This window comes from Aureimonas sp. AU12, assembly GCF_001463705.1.
GTDB lineage: Bacteria > Pseudomonadota > Alphaproteobacteria > Rhizobiales > Rhizobiaceae > Aureimonas.
Genome location: NZ_BBWH01000040.1, coordinates 117,712 through 138,569, shown reverse-complemented (window position 1 = coordinate 138,569; position 20,858 = coordinate 117,712). Strand labels below are relative to the sequence as shown.

The window sequence follows — 20,858 nt, the reverse complement described above, 5'->3', positions numbered from 1 at the left end:
GTCGTTCTTACTCGGCAGCCTGCCGCGTCTCGCCCTGCGAACCCAGCCCCTGCATTGCCTCGGCCGCCAATGCGAACGAGCGCACGCGCGCAGCGTGGTCGTGGATTTGACCGGTAATGACGACCTCGTCCGGATGGTAGCGATCCACCAGTCGGCCGAGCTGGGCGGCGACCGTCGGTAGCGAGCCGACCGCCGAGATCCGCAGCGCCTCGTCGACCATCGCCCGCGCGCCGGCATCGAGCACCGCGTCGACATCGTCCACGGGGCGCGGCAGCGGGCCGGGATGGCCCGAGCGCAGCCGCGCGAAGGCCTGCTGCATCGACGACTGGAGGCGCCGGCCCTCGGCGTCCGTCTCGGCGGCGAAGACGTTCACCGCCAGCATGAAATAGGGCTCGTCCAGAGACTCGGACGCTCGGAACGTCTGCCGGTAGACCTCGATCGCCTCATCCAGCGCCCCCGGCGCGAAATGCGACGCGAACGCATAGGGCAGCCCGAGATGGGCGGCGAGCTGCGCGCCGTAGAGGCTGGAGCCGAGGATCCAGACGGGGACATGCGTGCCTTCGCCCGGAACCGCGCGCAGGCGCTGGTTCGGTGCGGCGTCGGCGAAATAGGCGAGGAGTTCGAGAACGTCCTGCGGGAAGTTGTCGGAATTGTCGAGCGAGCGGCGCAGGGCCCGCGCCGTCATCATGTCGGTGCCGGGCGCGCGTCCGAGCCCCAGATCGATGCGGCCGGGATAGAGCGTCGCCAGTGTGCCGAACTGCTCGGCCACGACGAGCGGCGCATGGTTCGGCAGCATGATGCCGCCCGAGCCGACGCGGATCGTGCTGGTACCCGCGGCGACATGGCCGATTACGATCGCCGTCGCGGCGCTGGCGATGCCGGTCATGTTGTGATGCTCGGCCAGCCAGTAGCGGTTGTAGCCGAGGCGCTCGGCCTGGCGGGCCAGATCGAGCGTGTTGGCCAGCGCATCGGCGGCCGTGCCGCCCTCGGGGATGGGCGAGAGGTCGAGGACCGAATAGGGGATCATCAGCATACCTTCCTGTCTGAGCCATCAGATGGGGAGGCCGATGCCGGCTGTCGAGAGAGGCCGCGACGGACCTTCCGGACGTGCCGATCGTGCCAGACGCGATCGGTCGGCGCGCACAGGCGCCAAGGCCCGGCATCTGCCGGATGTCGCGCAACACGCCCGGCGCGCAGTCTGGCGCTTCGCAACGGAGCGCCCGATGCCGTTCTCCCCTCAGACCGCGGATCTTCTGGCCTTCGCGGGCACCTATTCCCTCGTCGTCGCGACGCCCGGGCCGAACCTCTTCGTCGTGGTGCGCGCCAGCCTCTCGCCGCGCCGCCATGCCGGGCTTGCCGCCGCCCTCGGCGTCGCCGCCGGCGCCGGGTTCCTGGCGCTCCTGTCCTCGATGCTCGCCACCACCGTCAGCCTTGGCCCGGCCGCGCGCCCGGTGGCCCATGCCGTCTTCGCCGGCCTTCTCATTCTCATGGGCTGGCGGGCGGTCGCCGCCGCCCGATGCCCGGCCGGCGCGAAGGCGCCGCCGACGCCGCGCACCCGGAGCCTCGCCAGCTTCGGTCTCGGCTTCGCCACCGCCGCTACCAACCCGATGAGCGCCGTCTTCTTCGGAACCTACCTCATCTCCGGCGACTGGGCCGGCGCCGTCCGGCCCGCACCCTTCGAGGCCGCCCTCGTGGCGGCCGGCGTCGCCTTCCTTTGGTTCGGATGCGTGGGCACGGCCCTGTCGAACTGCCGCCTTCCGGGCCTCCAGCCGCTGCATCTCAGCCGGATCGACGGCGCCCTCGGCATCGCCCTCTGCGGGATCGGGGTGTCGATCCTCCTGCGCCTCTGACGGTGTGCGCCCGGGGCCGGTGCCACGCGGCTTGACGGCACCGAGACGCGGGACCACACTTCTCCCCGCGAGCGATCCGAAGCGGGGCGGCCATGCCGAAACCAGACGTGGACGTTCTGTCGGAAACGATCGGTCTCATCTACGCCGCCGCCCATCGCCCCGACGCCTGGGCTGGCGTGGTGGAAGGGGTCCGGGATCTCTTCGGTGGATCGAAGGCCTGCATTTCGAGGCTCGGCCCCGCGCTCGGGCCGCAGGACAGCGTCTCCACGGCGTCCGATCCCCGATTCACCCGGATGATCGTCGAGGAGTTCTGTGCCGAGGGCGAGCCGCTGAGCCCCGCCGTCTCGATTATGCCGATCGGCGTCGTCTATCACGACCATGCCCTTGTCGGGCGCGAGCGCCTGCGCAGCTCGCGCTTCTGGAACGAATGGATGGCGCCGCAGGACATGTATGGCGGGCTCGGCTGCCGGCTGGCCGTCTCCGGTCCGTCGAGCTGGTTCGTCGATGTCCAGCGCGGCCGGCGCCAGCAGAGTTTCTCCAACGAGGATGCCGCGATGTTCGCGCGCCTCGTGCCCCATTTCGTCCAGTCGCTGGCCCTGTCGCGCCGCTACCGCGAGGCGCAGGCCTCTCTCGCCGCGCTCGACCGCGTGCCCTTCGGCGTCGTGCTCGTCGATGCTCGCCTTCGCATCGTCAGCGAGAACGCGGCCGCTCGCGCCCTTCTCGATCGCCGCGACGGCGCCCTCGCGCGGCGTGCCTCCGGCCATCTCGGTGTGACCCGGACGGGCGAGACCGAAAGCCTTCGCCGTCTCGTCGCGCGAGCCTGCCAGACGGACGCCACCGAGATCGCGGCCGGCCGGATGATCGCGGGATCGGCGCTGTCGCCGGGGCGGGGCGATCTCGCGCTCTCGGTCGCCCCGCTCGGCGCCGACCCCGACGAATGGCTGCCGGGTGAGCCGCTCGCCGTGATCTCGATGTGCGAAACCGGGCCGCGTCCCGTCGCGGGGCTCGCCGAGGAAGCCCGCCGCGCCTTTCGCCTGTCGCCGAAGGAAGCCGCCGTCGCCGTCGGGCTCGTCTCCGGCCTGACCCTTCGCGAGGCCGCCGAGCGCGAGGGCATCGCCTTCTCCACCGCAAGATCCTATCTCGAGACGATCTTCGCCAAGACCGGCACCCGCCGCCAGTCGCAGCTCGTCGGCCTGCTCGAACGCATCGACACGATCCGCCTGCCGGACTGAGCGGCCTGTGGCTGCGGCCGCTGCGCTTTCCTCCCGATACGAAAAAGGCCGGCCTCCTCATGAGACCGGCCCTTCATCTTGCGTCGGAAAGCCTTGGACCTCAGAGGCCCTGGCGCTTGGCCAGCGTGCGCAGGCGCAGCGCGTTCAGCTTGATAAAGCCCGCGGCGTCCTTCTGGTCGTAGGCGCCGTGATCGTCCTCGAAAGTGACGAGCGCATCGGAATAAAGCGTCTTGGCGCTCTCGCGGCCGATGACGATCGTGTTGCCCTTGTAGAGCTTCAGCCGCACCGTGCCCTCAACATGCTCCTGGCTCTTGTCGATCGCCGCCTGCAGCATCAGCCGCTCCGGCGAGAACCAGAAGCCGTTGTAGATGAGCTCGGCATAGCGCGGCATCAGCTCGTCCTTCAGATGCGCCGCGCCGCGGTCGAGCGTGATGCTTTCGATCGCGCGGTGCGCCGCCAGCAGGATCGTGCCGCCCGGCGTCTCGTAGATGCCGCGCGACTTCATGCCGACGAAGCGGTTCTCCACGAGATCCAGCCGCCCGATGCCGTTGTCGCGGCCGAGATCGTTAAGCCTCGCCAGCAGCTCATGCGGTGCCATGGCCACGCCGTCGATCGACACCGGGTCGCCCTTGACGAAGCCGATCGTGATCGTCGTCGCCACGTCGGGCGCCTCCTCCGGGCTCACCGTGCGCTGGAAGACGTAAGGCGGCGCTTCCTCGGCGGGGTCCTCCAGCACCTTGCCCTCCGAGGAGGAGTGCAGCAGGTTGGCGTCCACCGAGAACGGCGCCTCGCCGCGCTTGTCCTTGGCCACCGGGATCTGGTTCTTCTCGGCAAAATCCAGAAGATCGGTGCGCGACTTGAACTCCCATTCGCGCCACGGCGCGATCACCTTGATGTCGGGGTTCAATGCATAGGCCGAGAGCTCGAACCGCACCTGGTCGTTGCCCTTGCCCGTCGCCCCGTGCGCGATCGCATCCGCGCCGCACTCGCGCGCGATTTCCACCAGACGCTTGGAAATCAGCGGCCGCGCGATCGAGGTGCCGAGCAGATAGGTGCCCTCATAGACCGCGTTCGCCCGGAACATCGGGAACACGAAGTCGCGGCAGAACTCCTCGCGCACGTCCTCGATATGGATCTCCTTGATCCCCATCATCTCGGCCTTGGCGCGCGCCGGCTCCAGCTCCTCGCCCTGGCCGAGATCCGCCGTGAAGGTCACCACCTCCGCGCCCAGCTCCGTCTGCAGCCACTTCAGGATGATCGAGGTGTCGAGCCCGCCGGAATAGGCGAGGACGACCTTCTTGACGTTGCTGGGAAGAGCCATGGTGAACCGATGTCCTGTTGGCGAATGACACTCCCGCCGATGTGACCGAAGATCGCCCGCGGCGCAAGCGCTTGGCGGGTTGGCGGTGGCAAGACGGGGGCGCTGCCCCCGGCCCCGCCCCCAGGGCGAGCCACGGGTCTCGCCCGTCCTAACGGACGGCCTGAGGCCCTTGGAACCCCATCTGTTGTTTCCCACAACGGGGAGGGCCGCTGGCCCTCCCCGTTGTGGGACAAGAGAGAGCGGGGGCTCCGGGGCGTCAGGCCCCGGACGGGGTTCGGGGCAGTCGCCCCGCCATGCCATCGCGACCGCCGAAAACGGGTGGTAGCGTGAACGGCCTCGGCGTATGGAAGGCCGGTCGATCGCTGGAGTTGGCCGTCATGGATTTCCTGCCCGAACCGTCTGCGCTTCTGGCTTTCACGCTGGCGGCGGTGGTGCTGACGATCACGCCGGGACCGGACATGACGCTGTTTCTGGGGCGCACGCTGGCGCAGGGGCGCGCGGCGGGGTTCGCGGCCATGCTCGGCGCGTGTTCGGGGGTGCTGGTGCACACGACGCTCGCGGCGGTGGGCCTGTCGGCGCTGGTGGCGGCCTCGCCTGAGGCGTTCCTGGCGCTGAAGGTGGCGGGCGCGGCCTATCTGGCGTGGCTGGCGGTGCAGGCGATCCGCAAGGGCTCCTCGCTCAGCCTCGATCGCGAGGCGGGCGAGCGGCAGTCCTTGTGGGCCAACTGGCTGACGGGAGTGGGGATCAATCTCCTCAACCCGAAGATCATCCTGTTCTTCGTGACCTTCCTGCCGGTCTTCGTCGGCGCGGGCGATCCGCATGCGGGACAGAAGTTCTTCTTCCTCGGCGTCTATTTCATCCTGATCGCGGTGCCGATGTCGATCGCGATGATCGTGGCGGCGGACCGGATCGCGCTGGCGCTCAAGCGGCGTCCGAAGGTGATGCGGATGATCGACTGGGTGTTCGCCAGCGTCTTCTCGGCCTTCGCGATCAACATCCTGATGGCGCGGGTCTGATGGACTGGCTCGGCTGGGCGCTGGCCTCGGCCGCGTTCGCCGCGTTGACGGCGATCTTCGGCAAGGTCGGCGTCACCGGCATCGCCTCGGACTATGCGACGCTGATCCGTACGGTGGTGATCCTCGCACTGATCGCGGGCATCGTCACGGCGAAGGGGCAGTGGCAGAATCCGGCCGGGCTGCCGGGCCGGGCGCTTCTGTTCCTCGTCCTGTCGGGGCTCGCCACGGGGGCGTCGTGGCTCTGCTACTACCGGGCGCTGCAATTGGGGCAGGCGGCGCAGGTGGCGCCGATCGACAAGCTCTCGGTGGTGCTGGTGGCGGTGTTCGGCGCGGTCTTTCTGGCCGAGCGCCTGACGCTCGCCAACTGGGCGGGCGTCGCGATGATCGCCGGCGGGGCGCTGCTCGTGGCGTGGCGCTGATGGCCGCGCGCCGCCGCGCCGGTCAGGCGTAGGCGTAAGGCCCGCCGCGCGCGAGCGCTGCCCTGTAGGCCGGGCGGGCGTGGATGCGGGCGAGGAAGGCCGAGAGCTGGGCGCGCGGGCCGAAGCCGATGCGCGAGCCCGCGGCCTCGATCGGAAAGCTCATCATCACGTCGGCGGCGGAGAATTCGGGACCCGCGAACCAGCCGGTCGGCGCCAGCGAGCGCGCCCAATGGTCGAGATGGGTGGCGATCTGGGCATCGAGCAGCCGCGCGTCCACCGCCTTCACCGCGGCCTTCAGGATCGGCCGAGCGAAGAAGGGCGCTTCCTTCGGCATGCGCGACAGGATCAGCTTCAGAAAGAGCGGCGGCATGGCCGAGCCCTCGGCATAGTGCAGGAAGTGCTGGTAGTTCCAGTAATCCCTTGAGCCGCGCTCCGGCACGAGGCGGTCGTCGCCATGGGTCTCCAAGATGTAGGTTACGATGGCACCGGTCTCGGCGATCGTCAGGTCGCCCTCGGTCAGGATCGGCGACTTGCCGAGCGGATGCACGGCCTTGAGCGCCGGGGGCGCCTGCATCGACGTCTGCCGCTCGTAGCGCTTCACCTCGTAGGGAACGCCCAGCTCCTCGAGAAGCCAGAGCACGCGCTGCGAGCGGGAATTGTTGAGGTGGTGGATGGTGATCATGCCGGGGATCTGGTCCCGCCCGTCCCGAAGGCAAGCGAGACCCCAGCGCTGTCACGGGACATGTCCGGGCGAAGCATCGTCGCATCACGCCGCTTAGACAGAGATTTGGGGACCGTCCGGCGGATCGATGGTCTCGGGACGGTGCCGAGATCCGGTCAGAGACCGGCGGCCGTCCTCAACGCAGCGGCCATGCGGTCCTGCCAGCCCGGTCCGTCCGCCTGGAAATGTTCGAGCACGTCCGCCTCGATCCGCAGCGTCACGCTCTCCTTGACGCCGGGCACGCGCGGCGCCTCCGCGCTGCGCGCCGGGGCCTTGGCGCTGGCGGGCTTGAACATCGCCTCGGCGGCGTCTCGCGGATTGATCGGGCGACGGGACATGGGGGAGCCTCGAAAAGGAGGAGGGATCAGGACGTGAAGGGCGGAAGCGGGGCGGCCGGCGTCGGGGCGGTGCGACGCCAGCGGCCTGCTGCGCGCCCGGCCACGAGCCAGTAGACGAGCGCGAAGGAGAGGCCGGCGACGACGAAGGCCGTCTGCAGGCTGAGCTCGGTGGGGGCGCCGCCCGGCGAAAGGCGCAGGGCCGCAAAGCCCCCGGCGATGCCGGCTCCCATGTGGAGAAGGATCGAGCGCAGGCCCATGATTTCGCTCAGCGCCATGAACAGGCCCCAGGGCAGGAGCGCGGCGGACCCGACCTGCGCGGCCTGCGCGGTGAAGAACACCAGAAGCTCGAAGACTAGGAAGGGATCGGAAAGCGCCCCGTCGGGCAATTCGAGGAACGGCCAGAGCATCGCGAAAGCCGCCGCGAAGCAGGCCAGCACGAAACCGATGGGAATGACGAAGAGGAAGCGCAGGACGGTGGTCATGCCCGCTCCCGGCCACTCGCGCGAACGGACCGCATCCTCAGACCGCGACCGCCGCCTCCAGCGCCAGGCGGTCGCCCTTCTTCATCCGCTCGCTTTCGGACTTGAGCTGGCCGCAGGCGGCGAAGATGTCGCGTCCGCGCGGAGTGCGGATGGGCGAGGCGTAGCCGGCCTGGTTGACGAGTTCGGCGAAGCGCTCGATCTGGTCCCAGTCCGAGCACTCGTAGTCCGATCCCGGCCACGGGTTGAAGGGGATGAGATTGATCTTGGCGGGGATGCCCTGCAGCAGCCGCACGAGCTGGCGCGCGTCGGCGAGGCTGTCGTTGACGCCCTTCAGCATCACGTATTCGAAGGTGATGCGGCGGGCGTTCGACAGGCCGGGATAGGCGCGGCAGGCCGCCATCAGATCAGCCAGCGGGTACTTCTTGTTGATGGGCACGAGCACGTCGCGCAACTCGTCCGTTACCGCATGGAGCGAGATGGCGAGCATGACGCCCATCTCCGCGCCGGTCTTCTCGATCATCGGCACGACGCCGGAGGTCGAGAGCGTGATGCGGCGCTTCGACAGAGCGAGCCCGTCGCCGTCGGAGACCACCGAGAGCGCCGACTTCACGTTGTCGTAATTGTACAGCGGCTCGCCCATGCCCATCATCACGACATTGGAGACGAGGCGTCCCTCGCTCGGCACGATGGCGCCCTGCGGCGTCGAGGCTTCGGGGAAGTCGCCGAGCTGGGCGCGGGCGGTGAGCACCTGGCCGACGATCTCGCCGGGTTCCAGGTTGCGCACGAGGCGCTGGGTGCCGGTGTGGCAGAAGGTGCAGGTGAGGGTGCAGCCGACCTGGCTGGAGACGCAGAGCGTGCCGCGTCCTTCCTCGGGAATGTAGACGGTCTCGATCTCGACCGGGCGCCCGGCGCCGCGTGCGGGAAAGCGGAACAGCCACTTGCGCGTGCCGTCCACCGAGATCTGCTCCTCGACGATCTCGGGCCGGCGGATCTCGAACTTGTCGTCGAGAAGCGAGCGCAGGTCGCGCGAGACGTTGGCCATCTGCGAAAAGTCGGAGACGCCGCGCACGTAAAGCCAATGCCAGAGCTGCTGAACGCGCATGCGCGCCTGCTTCTCTGGAACGCCGGCCTCCATGAGCGCGAGGCCCAGATCATGGCGCGAGAGGCCGAGCAGCGAGCGCTTGGATTGGCTTGCGGCGGGGGCGGCCGCCATCGCCGCCGCCGGGCGGGGACGGGCGTCGGCGGAGGTCAGGTCGATCGTCGCGCTCATGGAAACATCCTGCCGCACGGGACGAACGCACGGGAGCTTGGCGCCGTCGAGGGGGGTCGAAATCGTTCGGATGGCCTTCAAATGAGCCGAAAACGGAAAAATCGCAAGGGCCGCGCCGTGCGAGCGCAGGGTCGCGAGGGCAAGCGGATACGAAAAAGCGCCGGCGAGGAGCCGGCGCTCGGGTCTTCAACTGCGCCGGAAACCCGGCCGGCCTACTTGCAGCTCTTGATCGAGTTCAGCGCGGCGGTGACGCCGGCGAGCGAGTAGGTGTAGTTGGTGGCGGTGCCGCGCTGCGAGGTGGCATCGACCTTCATCGCCTTGCCGTTGCGAAGGGCGGCGACGAGCTGCGGCTCCTCGGCGGCGTTCTCCATCCAGGCGCTTTCGCCGCGCACGAACATCGAGAACTTCTTGCCGTCGATGTCGACCACGACCTTCGAGCCCTCGCGCATCGGATAGCCCATCACGACCTGCGGCTCGTAGGCGGCGGCCTTGCCGGGCTTCTGCGAGACGAGAAAGAAGATGTCGCCGTGATCCACCGAGGGGGGCTGCATCGTCTTGGGCGTCGAGAGCACGTAGCAGACCTTGCCGCCGCTCGCGTCGTAGGAATAGGAGCCCCAATCGTTGAACTGGCTCACGCGCGTCGGGGTCTGCGCGGCGCTCGCCGCACCGGACAGCGTCACCATCACCGCCGCAGCCGTCAGAACGTATTTCATGGAGTTCGTCTCCCCGCCTCGTCTTCAATCGCATGGGTCGCGCTCGCGCCGCCGAAAGGGCGACTGCGCAAGCGATGTCGAGCGGGCAGGGTGGGCTTCGAGCCCTTTCCACAGGGTAAACGATCGGCAAATTTCTGCCCGACAATACCCATCAAATCCGGGAAGGCCCTCGGCCCCGCAGTCCGCACGATCCCGCCAGTCGAGATGACGGGCGGGATCCGATGGTCGTCAGACCAATCGGCCCAATATGGCGACAGTGTGGTCCGGCCTCTTCACGCCTGCGCCAGCACCCCGGCGCGCCCGGCAGGGGTCAGGCCGACGCGCCGGCCCCTGTTTCGCCCTTGTCGTCCGCTTCCGAGCGCAGCGTCTCGCGGGCGCGGTCGTAATGCTCGGGGCGGATGTTGGAGCGCACGGCCGACAGCGCCGCGAGCAGCACCGCGGCGTCGTCGGTGAAGCCGAGGCCGACGATGAAGTCCGGCACCACGTCGAAGGGCAGCACGAAATAAGCGAGCGCGGCCAGCAGGATGCCGCGCGAGGCGGCGGGCGTCTTGGGATCGAGCGCGCAATGGTAGGAGGCGACGACGTCTTCGGCGAAGGGGATATGGCGCATCGCCCGCTTCAGCGTGCCGAAGAAGCCGCGACGCACCTTGTGCTCCTGGCGCGCCTGCTGTTCCTCGCTTCCCGGCAGGAGCACCTCGCCGACGAGCGCCTCGCGTCCGGCCAAGACGGTGGTGCCGTCGCTGCCGCTCGGGGCAGCCGTGCCGGTCTGGGTCTCGGTCTCCTGCATTGTCTCGCCCGGTGCCGCCGTTGCGTCCTGATCGCCCGCCATGTCCGCTCTCCTCTGCCGCCTCGCCGGCTCATATGGCGCAGCGGGGCGCCGGTTCAAAGAGCCGGCGACCGGGCGTCAGCGATGGGCCTGCTCGAACATCGGCAGGCTCGCCGGTTCGCAGCGCGCCGGAAGATGCGCGCCTTCGCGCGGCGCTTTCAGCGGGAAGGACTCCTCCAGCACGTACGGGCCGCCGCCGACCGAATCGCGCGAGGAGTAGAGCACGAAGCGCCCGACGGAGAAGGCCTGCGTGCGGAAGTCGCCGCGCCCGGCCAGATAGCGCGCGACCTCCTCGGCCTTCGGGTTGCGCAACCGCGCCAGCGTCACGTGCGGGGTGAAGCGGCGGGTGTCGCAGGGTTGGCCGAGCCGCTTCACGATCCGGTCGATCTCGCCCTGCAGCAGATCGAGCGGGCCGGACGGGGCGACGCCCGCATAAATCGAATGGGGCTTCTTCGAGCCGAAGGCGCCGACGCCCCGCAGCGCGATCTCGAAGGGCGCGCGCGCCACCCGGTCGAGCGCGGCGACGATCTCGTCGGCCGTGCGCGGCTCGACATCGCCGATGAAGCGCAGCGTCAGGTGGTAGTTCTCGGCGTCGATCCAGCGGGCGGAAGGCAGGCCACCGCGAAGAAAGGACAGCGAGAGCGCCGCATCGCGCGGGATCTCAAGGGCGGTGAACAGTCGCGGCATGAGAAGTCCTTCCCATTTCTCAGGACCGCTTCGCTCGACGGGCCGACCGGGTCCTGCCCGGCCTCAAGCTTCGACGAGTTCCACGACCTACGATGACGTTCCGACACGCCATGATTTTCATCACAGGAAGCTGACTTCAAGATGGCGCATGGGTGCCATGCACAGATCCCCGCTATCCGTTGCTGCATTGCACAATTACATCGGGGCTCCCGACACTTCCCGAAGCCGCGTCCCGATGCCCGATCTCGCCCCCCGTTCCGACGCGTCCCGTCCCATGCCTGCGCAGGGGATCGTGCGTCGTCTCGCCGGCGCCGATCGCACGTTGCTGCGGGATCATCTCCTGCGGCTCGACCCGGCCTCTCGGCGCCAGCGCTTCGGCGGTGCCGTCGGCAACGATCGCCTCGAGGTCTATTCCGGGACCGCGATCGGTCCCGACACGCTGGTGAAAGGCCTTTTCGTCGACGGTGTGCTGCGCGGCCTCGCCGAGCTGCGCTTCGTCGATGGCGGGCGCGGAGCCGCCGAACTCGCCTTCAGCATCGAACGCGGCTGGCAGGGCCGGGGGCATGGCACGCGGCTCGTCGCCAGCCTTCTCGATGGCGCACGCAATCGCGGCGCGCATCGCCTCGTCCTGCATGTCGGCCGCGACAACGCGCGGATGCGGGCGATCCTACGCCGTCACGGCGCGGTGCTGGCCTTCGAGGGCAGCGAGATCGTCGCCGAAATCCGCAGCCCGGCGGCCGACGCCGCCTCGCAGTCGCGCGAACGGGACGAGGATCGTGCGAGCGCGATCGAGCGTGCGGTGCGACGCGGCCTCTATGCGCTGGCATCCGGCGCCGGTGTCGATCTCAGCCTCCGCGCCGCCTGAGCGCCTCAGGCACCCTTCGCGGCGTCGAGCGCCTCCATCACCAGCGGCAGGATCCGCTCCACGATCACGCCGACGCCGCGCGCGTTCGGGTGCATGTAATCGGCCTGGTTCATGCCTTCGACCGAGGCGACGCCGTCGAGGAAGAACGGATAGAGCGGCACGTCGTACTGCTTGGCGAGGTCGGGATAGATGGGGTTGAAGGCGCTGGCGTAGTCGGCGCCCATGTTGGGCGGGGCGATCATGCCGGCGAGGATGACCTGCGTTGCCGGCCGGGTCTTGAGCTTGGCGAGGATCGCATCGAGATTGCGCCGCGTGACGTCGGGCGAGATGCCGCGCAGCGCGTCGTTGGCGCCGAGTTCCACGATCACGACGCTCGCCGTCTCCGGCACCGACCAGTCGAGGCGGGCGAGGCCCCCGGTCGTGGTGTCGCCGGAAACGCCGGCATTCGTCACGCTCGCACTGCGCCCGGCCTTGACGAGGGCGGCGGCGAGCTGCTCGGGAAAGCTCTCGCCCGGACCCACCCCGTAGCCGGCCGAGAGGCTGTCGCCGAAGGCGACGATCTCGGGCGTTGCTGGTGCCGGCGCCTGCGCGCGGGCCGGCAGGGGAGCGAGAAGGCCGAGACCGATCGTCACGAAGAGGAGAAGCGATTGGAACCGCGCCATAAGCCACCCATATCCTTGCACTGCGGCATGATGCGATCCGCATCGAACGCCCCGGCCGTCCTTCGACGGCCTGACGACGGGCCATTTCCGTCCTCAGCGGCATATAGGAAGGTGGACCCTTGGCAGAACCGGCGATCCGATTACGAAAGGTTCATCTGACGCTCGGATCGGGCCATAGCGCCGTCCATGTCCTCAAGGGCGTCGATCTCGACGTCGCACGCGGCGAGTCCGTCGGTATCGTCGGTCCGTCGGGATCGGGCAAATCAACGCTGCTGATGGTGCTGGCGGGTCTGGAGCGGGCCGACGAAGGGCTGGTCGAGATCGCCGGACAGGCGCTCGGCTCCTTGAGCGAGGACCAGCTCGCCGCCTTTCGCGGCCGCCACATCGGCATCGTCTTCCAGTCCTTCCATCTCATCCCCAACATGACCGCGCTCGAGAACGTCGCCGTGCCGCTCGAACTCGCCGGCCATCGCGATGCTTTCGCGCGGGCCGAACAGGAACTGGCGGCCGTCGGCCTCGGCCACCGCGTGACGCATTATCCCGGCGAGCTGTCGGGCGGAGAGCAGCAGCGCGTGGCGCTGGCCCGCGCGCTGGCGCCCGAGCCCGCCATTCTCATCGCGGACGAGCCCACCGGCAATCTCGACGGCGAGACCGGCCAGCAGATCGCCGACCTGCTTTTCGCCGAGCAGCGCCGCCGCGCCATGACGCTCGTCCTCGTCACCCACGACAAGTCGCTCGCCGCGCGTTGCGGGCGCGAGGTCGCGGTGCGCTCCGGCGAGATCGGCGGCGGTGTCGCCGCACCGAGCCGCGTTTCCGATCTCGCCGGGGCCGCCTCTTGAGCGCCGCGACCGAGGCGGGCCTCGTCCAGCCGGCGGTGCGAGCGGGCTCGCGCGGGCGGGCCGGCGAGTTGCGCCTCGCCCTGCGGTTCGCGCTGCGCGAGATGCGCGGCGGGCTGCGCGGCTTCGTGATCTTCCTCCTCTGCCTGACGCTCGGCGTCGCCTCGATCGCCGCGGTCAATTCGGTGTCGCAGATGATGACCGGCGGCATCGAGCGCGAGGGGCGCACGATTCTCGGCGGCGACATGCGCTTCGGTCTCAACCAGCGTCGCGCGAGCCCCGATGAACGCGCCTTCCTCGCTGGCTTGGGCCAGGTCGCCGAAAGCGCGTCGCTGCGCTCGATGGCGCGCCTGCCCGACGGCTCGAACCAGACGCTCGCCGAGGTGAAGGCGGTGGACGCGCGCTATCCGCTCTACGGTGCTGCCGAGACGAGCCCGTCCGATCCGCTGCCGCTTCTGCTGGCCGAGCGCAACGGCCGCTTCGGCGCGGTGGTGGCGCCCGAATTCCTCGACCGGCTGGGGTTGAGCGTAGGCGCCACGATCCGGCTCGGCTCGGCCGAGATCGAGATTCGCGGCGTTCTCGACCGCGAGCCCGACGTCCTCTCGGACGGCTTCATCTTCGCGCCGCGCCTTATGGTCTCGCTTGATGCGCTCGACGCCACCGCCCTCGTGCAGCCCGGCTCGCTTGTCGAATACGACTACAAGGTCCGCTTCACCGAGGACGGCACCGATCCCGCGGCGGTCGAGGCGCAGGCAGGGCAGCAGTTCCCGCAGGCCGGCTGGAGCATTCGCGACGCCGGCGAAGCCGCGCCCTCGCTCCAGCGCAACATCGAGCGCTTCTCGCAATTCCTGACGCTCGTCGGGCTCACCGCGCTCATCGTCGGGGGTGTCGGCGTCGCCAATGCGGTGGCCGCCTATCTCGATTCCAAGCGTTCGGTCATCGCCACCTTCAAGAGTCTGGGCGCCGGCGGCTCCTTCGTGGTGACGATCTATCTCATCCAGATCCTGGTGCTCGCCACCGTCGGCATCCTCGCCGGCCTCGTGCTGGGGGCGCTCGCGCCCTTCGCCACCGCCGGCTTCCTCGAAGCCTACATCCCCGTGGCCGCCAACGCCTCGGTCTATCCCGGCGCGCTCCTCGTCGCGACGCTGTTCGGCTACCTGACGGCGCTGGCCTTCGCGATCCTGCCGCTCGGGCGCACGCGCGACGTCGCGGCGACCGCGCTGTTCCGCTCGAACGAGCAGCCGGGCTCGATGCGCATCCGCTGGACCTATGCCGCCGCAGCCTTCGTTCTCGCGGCTTGCATCGCGGGCCTGGCGCTCTTCATGGCGAGCGACAAGGGCGTCGCCGGGGTCTTCCTCGTCGCCACGGCCGTCGCCTTCGCGGTGCTGCGCCTCGTCGCCTTCGCCATCCGCAAGGGCGCTGCGCGCCTGCCGCGCGTGCGCTCGACGCCGCTGCGCCTCGCCATCGGCAACATCCACCGTCCCGGCGCGCTCACCTCTTCGGTCGTGCTCTCGCTCGGCCTCGGCCTGACGCTGCTCGTCACGCTGGCCACGATCGACACGGATCTGCGCCGCGAGATCGGCAGCGGGATCGCGGCGCGCGCGCCGAACTTCTTCTTCGTCGATATCCAGTCGGCCGAGATCGACACGTTCCGCTCCGAGGTCGATCGCCTCGCGCCGGGCTCCAGCCTCGACGCCGCGCCGATGCTGCGCGGGCGCATCGTCCAGCTGAACGGCGTCGACGTCTCGCAGATCACCGTGCCGCCGGAAGGCGCTTGGGTGCTGCGTGGCGACCGGGGCGTGACCTACGCGACGGAGCGGCCCGAGAACACGACGATCACGCAAGGCGAATGGTGGTCGGCGGACTATGAGGGCGAGCCGCTCGTCTCCTTCTCGGCCAAGGAGGCCGGCGAACTCGGCCTCAAGGTCGGCGAGACGCTGACCGTCAACGTGCTCGGCCGCAACATCACCGCACGCATCGCCAACTTCCGCACGGTGGAGTGGGAATCGCTGTCGATCAACTTCGTCATGGTGTTCTCGCCCAACACCTTCCGGGGCGCGCCGCACGCCTGGCTGGCGACGCTGCAGATCCCCGACGACACCGCCGAGGTCGAGCGCGGCGTGCTGCGCGGCATCTCCAACACGTTCCCGGCGGTGACGACGGTGCGGGTGAAGGATGCGCTCGACGCCGTCAACGCGCTCGTGGCGCAACTGGCGCTGGCGATCCGGGCCGCTGCCGCCGTGGCGCTCGTCGCCTCGGTGCTCGTCCTTTCCGGAGCGCTCGCCGCCGGAAACCGGGCGCGCGTCCACGACGCGGTGGTGCTGAAGACCCTTGGCGCGACGCGGGCGACGCTCATCCGCGCCTACGTGCTCGAATATCTTTCGCTCGGCGCCGTCACCGCCATCTTTGCGGTGGCGGCCGGGGCGCTCGCCTCCTGGTATGTCGTCGCCCGCATCATGCAGCTTCCCTTCCATTTCGACTGGACGGTGGCGATCGCGACGCTGGTGGGCTCGCTCGTCCTCACCGTCGGCTTCGGGCTGGCGGGAACCTGGCGCGTGCTCGGCCAGAAGGCGGCACCGGTGCTGCGGGAGCTGTGACCGGCGCAATCGGCGTCGCATAACGCAAAATTAATCGGCCGGGGCCCGAATCCTCGGCCGGATCTGGCCCCGGCCCTTGTGGGAGGGGGCGGACCTTCGCATATTCGGGGTCAAGGCTTGCTGGGCGTTCCGCCAGCGGCGCATGGGAGAGCCACGAGAGGCGCCCCGACACCGGTCGGAACTCCGAGGAAAGGGAAATTGCCATGGCTGACAAATGGAATGCGGGTCTGCGAAGCGTACCCGCTGCCGGAAGCCGCACCGACGCGACGATCGACCAGGGCCTTCGCGCCTACATGCTGAAGGTCTACAACCTGATGGCGGCGGGTCTCGCCATCACGGGTGCCGCGGCCTACGGCGTCTATTCGCTGGCGACCACCACCGTCGCCTCGAACTCGGTCGGTGAACTCAACGGCGTGATGCTCACGCAGTTCGGCGCGACGGTCTACACCTCGCCGCTGAAGTGGGTGCTGATGCTGGCCCCGCTTGCCATGGTGTTCTTCCTGTCGATGCGCATCAACCGCATGAGCACGCAGGCCGCTCAGGCGACCTTCTGGGCCTATGCCGCCCTGGTCGGCGTCTCGCTGTCGACGATCTTCCTCGTCTACACGCAGGATTCGATCACGCAGGTCTTCTTCATCACCGCCGCGTCTTTCGGAGCCCTCTCGCTCTTCGGCTACACGACGAAACGCGACCTGTCGGGCATGGGCTCGTTCCTGATCATGGGCGTTGTCGGCATCGTCATCGCGATGATCGTCAACATCTTTCTGCAGTCCTCGGCGCTCGCTTTCGCCGTGTCGGTGATCGGCGTCCTCGTTTTCGCCGGCCTCACCGCCTACGATACGCAGCGCATCAAGGAAATGTACTTCGAAGGCGACGACGCGCTCGTCGCCGGTCGTAAGGCCATCATGGGCGCCCTGTCGCTCTACCTGAACTTCATCAACATGTTCATGTTCATGCTGCAGCTCTTCGGCAACCGCAACTCCTGACGCGGACGGCCATACCGGACGATCGAAGGGCGGCCCTTGGGCCGCCCTTTTTCGTGGGCGGTGGGTGTCATGGCGGGGCTGCCGCCCCGGCCCCCGCCCGAGGGCTGGCGCCCCCGGACCCCCGCTTCTTTTGATCCTCCATCGGGGAGGGCCGCCGGCCCTTCCCGATGGAGGATGGAAGTGATGGGGTTCCAAGGGCCTCAGGCCCTTGGCGGGTCGGGGCAGCGCCCCGTCTTTCCACCCACCGACTACGTTGAGCCGCCCGGGCGGCGCGCCTATGGTCGGCGGCAGTGATTCCCGACAGGCGAGGTCCTTGGTTCATGAGTGCATTCACCCTCCGCGACGCCGGTCTCGACGACGTGCCGGCGCTGCAGCGGATCTACGAGGACGCGGTTCTGCACGGCACGGCGACCTACGAACTGATGCCGCCGGACGAAGCGGAGATGACGGTGCGGTTTCGCAACCTGACGGGGCAGGGCTACCCCTACATCGTCGCGGTCGACGCGCATGGGGAGGTGGTGGCCTATGCCTATGCGGGGCCGTTCCGGGCGCGGCCGGCCTATCGCTGGTCGGTGGAAGATTCGATCTACATGCTGCCGCAGGCCAAGGGCCAGGGCATCGGCACGGCGCTCCTGCGACGGCTCGTGGAGCTGTGCCAGGAGAAGGGGTTCCGTCAGATGATCGCGGTGATCGGCGGCTCCGATCACCAGCCCTCGATCAAGTTGCACGAGCGCGTCGGCTTCCGGCACATCGGTCTCTTCGAGGGTTCGGGGTTCAAGTTCGGCCGCTGGATCGACACGGTGTTCATGCAGTACCGGCTCGGCGACGGAAACGGGACGATGCCGGACGAGACGGTGTTTCCGGGCACGCTGGGCTGACGGGACCGGCGCGGGCCGAGCGCGGGAAGTCCGATCGATGGCGACGGTGATGATCGTCACCCATCCGGAGGTGATCGTCGATCCCGCACGGCCGGTGCCGTCATGGCGCTTGTCGGAGCGCGGCATCGCGCGCATGCGCGGCCTGGCGGAGCGTCCCGGGTTCGAGCCACCGGCGGCGGTCTGGGCGAGCCGGGAAGTGAAGGCGATCGAAGCCGCGGGTCTGTTGGCAGCGCCCTTCGGCCTGCCGGTTGGGGTGGACGAGGATCTCGGCGAGAACGATCGCTCCGCGACGGGCTTCCTGCCCGCACCGGAGTTCGAACGGACGGCGGATGCCTTCTTCGCAACGCCGGACGAGAGCGTGCGGGGCTGGGAACGGGCGGTGGATGCGCAGGCGCGCATGCGAGCGGCCGTTGCGTCGGTGCTGCGGGCCTCGCCCGCGGGAGACGTCGTGATCGTCACCCATGGCGGCGTCGGCACGCTGCTGCTCTGTCACCTCCTGGGGCTTGCGATCACGCGGGCCGAGGATCAGCGGGCCCAAGGCCATGTCTTCCGGTTCGAGCGCGAGACCGGCACCGTGCTGCATCGCTGGCGCTCGATCGAGGCGGCCTGACCCGGCGACCCTGCACTTGGCCTCAGGGGAGGCCGCGTGGCTCGATCGAGCGGGGCTTCCGGTCGGCGTCGATGGCAACGAAGGTGAACTGGCCGCGCGTCACCTGCTCGGTGTCTTCGCTTTCGCGAGAGCGGCGCCAGGCTTCGACGGCGATGCGCATGGAGGTGCGGCCGACCGCGACCACCTCGGCATAGAGGCTGACCTCGTCGCCGACATAGACGGGCTTGAGGAACTGCATGGCGTCGATGGCGATCGTGGCACAGCGGCCGCGGGCGCGCCGGGCGGCCGCGGCGCCGGCGGCGAGATCCATCTGCGCCAGCAGCCATCCGCCGAAGATGTCGCCGGCGGGGTTGGTGTCGGCCGGCATGGCGATCGTGCGGATCGTCGGCGGGTTGCGCTCCGCCTGGGGTGTCTCGTCGCCGTTGCTCATCGAACCCTCGCCCTTGCCGGAAAACCCGCGCACGCCCTCCGTTCTGCCGTTTGTCGGTTGCCCGAACCCGTCGCGATCTCGCCGGCTGCCATCCCTCCGGCCGCTCGGCGCTCGCAGCGGCATTTCGCAGACGCGACGATTGTGACCGGCGAAGGACTGGCCATCGGCGACCCGAAACCGTATGTCCCCCTTGCGATTCCCATCGAAGGTGTCACGCCGTCCGGCGGCCCGGCTCGTCGCCGCCCGTGAAGCGTTCGTTTCGATCCCATGTCGGTTCAGTCTCCCAGCGTCGGCCTTGCCGGCATCGCGCCCGCCCGGCGCAACTTTCGCACCGTCGCCCTCATCGTCGCCAGCGCCATGTTCATGGAGCAGCTCGACGCCACCATCCTGGCGACGGCGCTGCCCACGATGGCGCGTGATTTCGGCGTCGGCGCGCCCTCGATGAGCATCGCGCTCACCTCCTACCTGATCAGCCTCGCGGTGTTCATTCCCGTCAGCGGCGCGGTGGCCGACCGCTGGGGCTCGCGCACCGTGTTCCGCGCCGCGATCGGGGTCTTCGTCGTCGGCTCGGTTCTGTGCGCGCAGGCACCCTCGCTTGGCTTCCTCGTGGTCGCGCGGCTGCTGCAGGGCCTCGGCGGGGCGATGATGATGCCGGTCGGGCGCCTCGTGCTGCTGCGCTCGGTGGAGCGGCGCGACCTCGTCTCGGCGATGTCCTGGCTCCTCGTGCCCGCGCTCATCGGGCCGATCCTCGGACCGCCGGTCGGCGGCCTCATCGTCACCTATGCGGACTGGCGCTGGATCTTCTACATCAACGTGCCCATCGGCCTCATCGGCATGGTGCTCGTCAGCCTCTTCATCGACGAGACGAAGGGCGAGCGCACCGGTCCGTTCGACGCCGTCGGCATGGTCCTGTCGGGCGTCTCGCTGGGCTCGCTCCTCTTCGGCTTCGAGAGCGCCAGCCGCGACGGCGAGGGGCTGATGGCGCTGGCCTTGATCGCGGTGGGTCTCGTCACCGGCGGTCTTTATCTTCGCCATGCGAAGGGTCACCCCGCGCCGATCCTCGATCCCGCCCTGATGCGCGTGCCCTCGTTCGGAACCTCGGTGATCGCGGGATCGCTGACGCGCATCACGCAAGGGGCGCATCCGTTCCTGCTGCCGCTGATGATGCAGCTCGGCTTCGGGCTTTCGGCGGCGACGAGCGGTCTGATCACCATCGCCACCGCGATCGGCTCGCTGATGATGAAGGCGTTGGCGCCCCGGCTGCTGCGGCGCTTCGGCTTCCGCAACGCGCTGGCGGCGAACGGGATCGTCGCGGCGCTGCTTTACGGCGCCTGCGCCTTCTTCCGGCCGGACTGGCCGCTGCCGTTGATCTTCGGGGTGCTGGTCTGCTGCGGCTTCTCGATGTCGTTCCAGTTCACCGCCTACAACACGGTGGCCTACGACCGGATCTCCCCGGCGCAGATGAGTTCGGCGACGAGCTTCTACACGACCTTCCAGCAGCTGATGCTGTCGCTCGGCATCTGCGTCGCCGCGCTGGCGCTGAACGGCTCGATGCGCGTCCAGGGGCACGGCGAGCCGCAGCTCTCGGACTTCTCGGCGGCCTTTGCGGTGGTGGTGGCGATCTCGCTGGCGGCGACGGTCTGGAACCTGCGCTTTGCCGCCGATGCCGGCCGCGAGATCAGCGGCCACGGCCGGATCGCCGAAACCGTGAAGCGGCCGGCGGCCGAGGTCAGCGAGAGCCTCGAACACACCCGGTAGCGCCGCAGGGCGTAACGCTTCAGTCTTCGACGAGCTTCAGCGACTTGTCGAAGACGCGCAGCACGAGGGCGAGGTCGTGGCCGCGCTTCATCACGAGGCCGCCCGCGGCCACCACGCTGTAGGCGCCCTGCTTGCGGGCGAGTTTGGGGTTCTTCTCGACGCGGTAGAGCGGCATCTCGCTGAAGCGCCGGAAGATCGAGAACACCGCGCGGTCGCGCAGGGTGTCGATCGCGTAGTCGCGCCATTCGCCGGCCGAGACCATGCGCCCGTAGACGCGCAGGATCTGCCCGAGTTCGTGCCGATCGAAGGAGACCACGGGAAGCGCGTTCGCCCCCCGGATCTCGGCGAGATCGATGAGGGC

General features: G+C 69.1%; 23 protein-coding genes. 11 read left to right on the top strand and 12 right to left on the bottom strand.

Annotated features, from left to right (window positions below):
* Window positions 1-7: 7 nt before the first annotated feature.
* Window positions 8-1,027, bottom strand: a complete 1,020-nt coding sequence (locus AUL33_RS16255; protein WP_062210578.1) for an LLM class flavin-dependent oxidoreductase — start codon at window positions 1,025-1,027, stop codon at window positions 8-10.
* Window positions 1,028-1,223: 196 nt separating this feature from the next.
* On the opposite strand from AUL33_RS16255, the gene AUL33_RS16250 reads away from it, so the two are divergent.
* Both AUL33_RS16250 and AUL33_RS16245 read left to right on the top strand, forming a co-directional pair.
* Window positions 1,224-1,850 (top strand): LysE family translocator, encoded by a 627-nt coding sequence (locus AUL33_RS16250; protein ID WP_062210440.1) that lies wholly within the window; start codon window positions 1,224-1,226, stop codon window positions 1,848-1,850.
* A gap of 92 nt (window positions 1,851-1,942) precedes the next feature.
* The gene (locus tag AUL33_RS16245; RefSeq protein ID WP_156419446.1) at window positions 1,943-3,082 is read left to right on the top strand and encodes a helix-turn-helix transcriptional regulator; all 1,140 of its coding nucleotides are present in this window, start codon (window positions 1,943-1,945) and stop codon (window positions 3,080-3,082) included.
* 100 nt (window positions 3,083-3,182) lie between these two features.
* Here AUL33_RS16245 and AUL33_RS16240 read toward each other — a convergent pair whose 3' ends face one another.
* Window positions 3,183-4,403: an argininosuccinate synthase gene (locus tag AUL33_RS16240; RefSeq protein WP_062210434.1), complete on the bottom strand. Its 1,221-nt coding sequence runs from the start codon at window positions 4,401-4,403 to the stop codon at window positions 3,183-3,185.
* Between the two features lie 377 nt (window positions 4,404-4,780).
* Between AUL33_RS16240 and AUL33_RS16235 the strand changes: the two genes are divergently transcribed.
* Window positions 4,781-5,419, top strand: a complete 639-nt coding sequence (locus tag AUL33_RS16235) for a LysE family translocator (RefSeq protein ID WP_062210576.1) — start codon at window positions 4,781-4,783, stop codon at window positions 5,417-5,419.
* Window positions 5,419-5,838: an EamA family transporter gene (locus AUL33_RS16230; protein WP_062210431.1), complete on the top strand. Its 420-nt coding sequence runs from the start codon at window positions 5,419-5,421 to the stop codon at window positions 5,836-5,838. Before AUL33_RS16235 ends, AUL33_RS16230 begins: the two co-directional genes overlap by 1 nt.
* Window positions 5,839-5,860: 22 nt before the next feature.
* Here AUL33_RS16230 and AUL33_RS16225 read toward each other — a convergent pair whose 3' ends face one another.
* The 7 genes from AUL33_RS16225 to thpR all read right to left on the bottom strand — a co-directional run bounded on the left by AUL33_RS16225 (window position 5,861) and on the right by thpR (window position 10,875).
* Window positions 5,861-6,520 carry a glutathione S-transferase family protein gene (locus tag AUL33_RS16225; protein ID WP_062210428.1) on the bottom strand — a complete coding sequence of 220 codons (660 nt, stop codon included), beginning with the start codon at window positions 6,518-6,520 and terminating at the stop codon, window positions 5,861-5,863.
* Window positions 6,521-6,675: 155 nt separating this feature from the next.
* A complete protein-coding gene (locus AUL33_RS16220; protein ID WP_062210425.1) occupies window positions 6,676-6,897 on the bottom strand; it encodes a BrnA antitoxin family protein in 222 nt (73 codons plus the stop codon).
* 26 nt (window positions 6,898-6,923) lie between these two features.
* Window positions 6,924-7,379, bottom strand: a complete 456-nt coding sequence (locus AUL33_RS16215) for a hypothetical protein (protein ID WP_062210422.1) — start codon at window positions 7,377-7,379, stop codon at window positions 6,924-6,926.
* A gap of 37 nt (window positions 7,380-7,416) precedes the next feature.
* Window positions 7,417-8,649 (bottom strand): 23S rRNA (adenine(2503)-C(2))-methyltransferase RlmN, encoded by a 1,233-nt coding sequence (rlmN, locus tag AUL33_RS16210; RefSeq protein ID WP_062210419.1) that lies wholly within the window; start codon window positions 8,647-8,649, stop codon window positions 7,417-7,419.
* A 212-nt stretch (window positions 8,650-8,861) separates the two neighbouring features.
* Window positions 8,862-9,362, bottom strand: a complete 501-nt coding sequence (locus tag AUL33_RS16205; protein WP_062210416.1) for an invasion associated locus B family protein — start codon at window positions 9,360-9,362, stop codon at window positions 8,862-8,864.
* Window positions 9,363-9,672: 310 nt separating this feature from the next.
* Complete coding sequence (locus tag AUL33_RS16200) at window positions 9,673-10,086, bottom strand: YkvA family protein (RefSeq protein WP_062210574.1); 414 nt, start codon at window positions 10,084-10,086, stop codon at window positions 9,673-9,675.
* Between the two features lie 180 nt (window positions 10,087-10,266).
* The gene (gene thpR / locus AUL33_RS16195; RefSeq protein WP_062210413.1) at window positions 10,267-10,875 is read right to left on the bottom strand and encodes an RNA 2',3'-cyclic phosphodiesterase; all 609 of its coding nucleotides are present in this window, start codon (window positions 10,873-10,875) and stop codon (window positions 10,267-10,269) included.
* A gap of 274 nt (window positions 10,876-11,149) precedes the next feature.
* On the opposite strand from thpR, the gene AUL33_RS16190 reads away from it, so the two are divergent.
* The gene (locus AUL33_RS16190; RefSeq protein ID WP_062210410.1) at window positions 11,150-11,740 is read left to right on the top strand and encodes a GNAT family N-acetyltransferase; all 591 of its coding nucleotides are present in this window, start codon (window positions 11,150-11,152) and stop codon (window positions 11,738-11,740) included.
* 5 nt (window positions 11,741-11,745) lie between these two features.
* On the opposite strand, the gene AUL33_RS16185 is transcribed toward AUL33_RS16190, so the two are convergent.
* Complete coding sequence (locus tag AUL33_RS16185; RefSeq protein ID WP_062210407.1) at window positions 11,746-12,402, bottom strand: arylesterase; 657 nt, start codon at window positions 12,400-12,402, stop codon at window positions 11,746-11,748.
* 119 nt (window positions 12,403-12,521) lie between these two features.
* Between AUL33_RS16185 and AUL33_RS16180 the strand changes: the two genes are divergently transcribed.
* The 5 genes from AUL33_RS16180 (at window position 12,522) to AUL33_RS16160 (ending at window position 18,309) form a co-directional block, all read left to right on the top strand.
* Complete coding sequence (locus AUL33_RS16180; RefSeq protein ID WP_062210404.1) at window positions 12,522-13,241, top strand: ABC transporter ATP-binding protein; 720 nt, start codon at window positions 12,522-12,524, stop codon at window positions 13,239-13,241.
* Window positions 13,242-13,342: 101 nt separating this feature from the next.
* Window positions 13,343-15,835, top strand: a complete 2,493-nt coding sequence (locus AUL33_RS16175; protein ID WP_082652671.1) for an ABC transporter permease — start codon at window positions 13,343-13,345, stop codon at window positions 15,833-15,835.
* Between the two features lie 203 nt (window positions 15,836-16,038).
* Window positions 16,039-16,821: a Bax inhibitor-1/YccA family protein gene (locus AUL33_RS16170; protein WP_062210401.1), complete on the top strand. Its 783-nt coding sequence runs from the start codon at window positions 16,039-16,041 to the stop codon at window positions 16,819-16,821.
* A 320-nt stretch (window positions 16,822-17,141) separates the two neighbouring features.
* Window positions 17,142-17,699: a GNAT family N-acetyltransferase gene (locus AUL33_RS16165; protein WP_062210398.1), complete on the top strand. Its 558-nt coding sequence runs from the start codon at window positions 17,142-17,144 to the stop codon at window positions 17,697-17,699.
* A gap of 37 nt (window positions 17,700-17,736) precedes the next feature.
* Complete coding sequence (locus tag AUL33_RS16160; protein ID WP_062210395.1) at window positions 17,737-18,309, top strand: histidine phosphatase family protein; 573 nt, start codon at window positions 17,737-17,739, stop codon at window positions 18,307-18,309.
* A 22-nt stretch (window positions 18,310-18,331) separates the two neighbouring features.
* On the opposite strand, the gene AUL33_RS16155 is transcribed toward AUL33_RS16160, so the two are convergent.
* The gene (locus AUL33_RS16155; RefSeq protein WP_062210569.1) at window positions 18,332-18,739 is read right to left on the bottom strand and encodes an acyl-CoA thioesterase; all 408 of its coding nucleotides are present in this window, start codon (window positions 18,737-18,739) and stop codon (window positions 18,332-18,334) included.
* A gap of 267 nt (window positions 18,740-19,006) precedes the next feature.
* On the opposite strand from AUL33_RS16155, the gene AUL33_RS16150 reads away from it, so the two are divergent.
* Entirely contained in the window at window positions 19,007-20,497 is a 1,491-nt protein-coding gene (locus AUL33_RS16150; RefSeq protein WP_062210392.1) for an MDR family MFS transporter, read from the top strand.
* 19 nt (window positions 20,498-20,516) lie between these two features.
* On the opposite strand, the gene AUL33_RS16145 is transcribed toward AUL33_RS16150, so the two are convergent.
* Window positions 20,517-20,852, bottom strand: a complete 336-nt coding sequence (locus AUL33_RS16145) for a DUF2794 domain-containing protein (RefSeq protein WP_062210567.1) — start codon at window positions 20,850-20,852, stop codon at window positions 20,517-20,519.
* Between the last annotated feature and the right edge of the window lie 6 nt (window positions 20,853-20,858).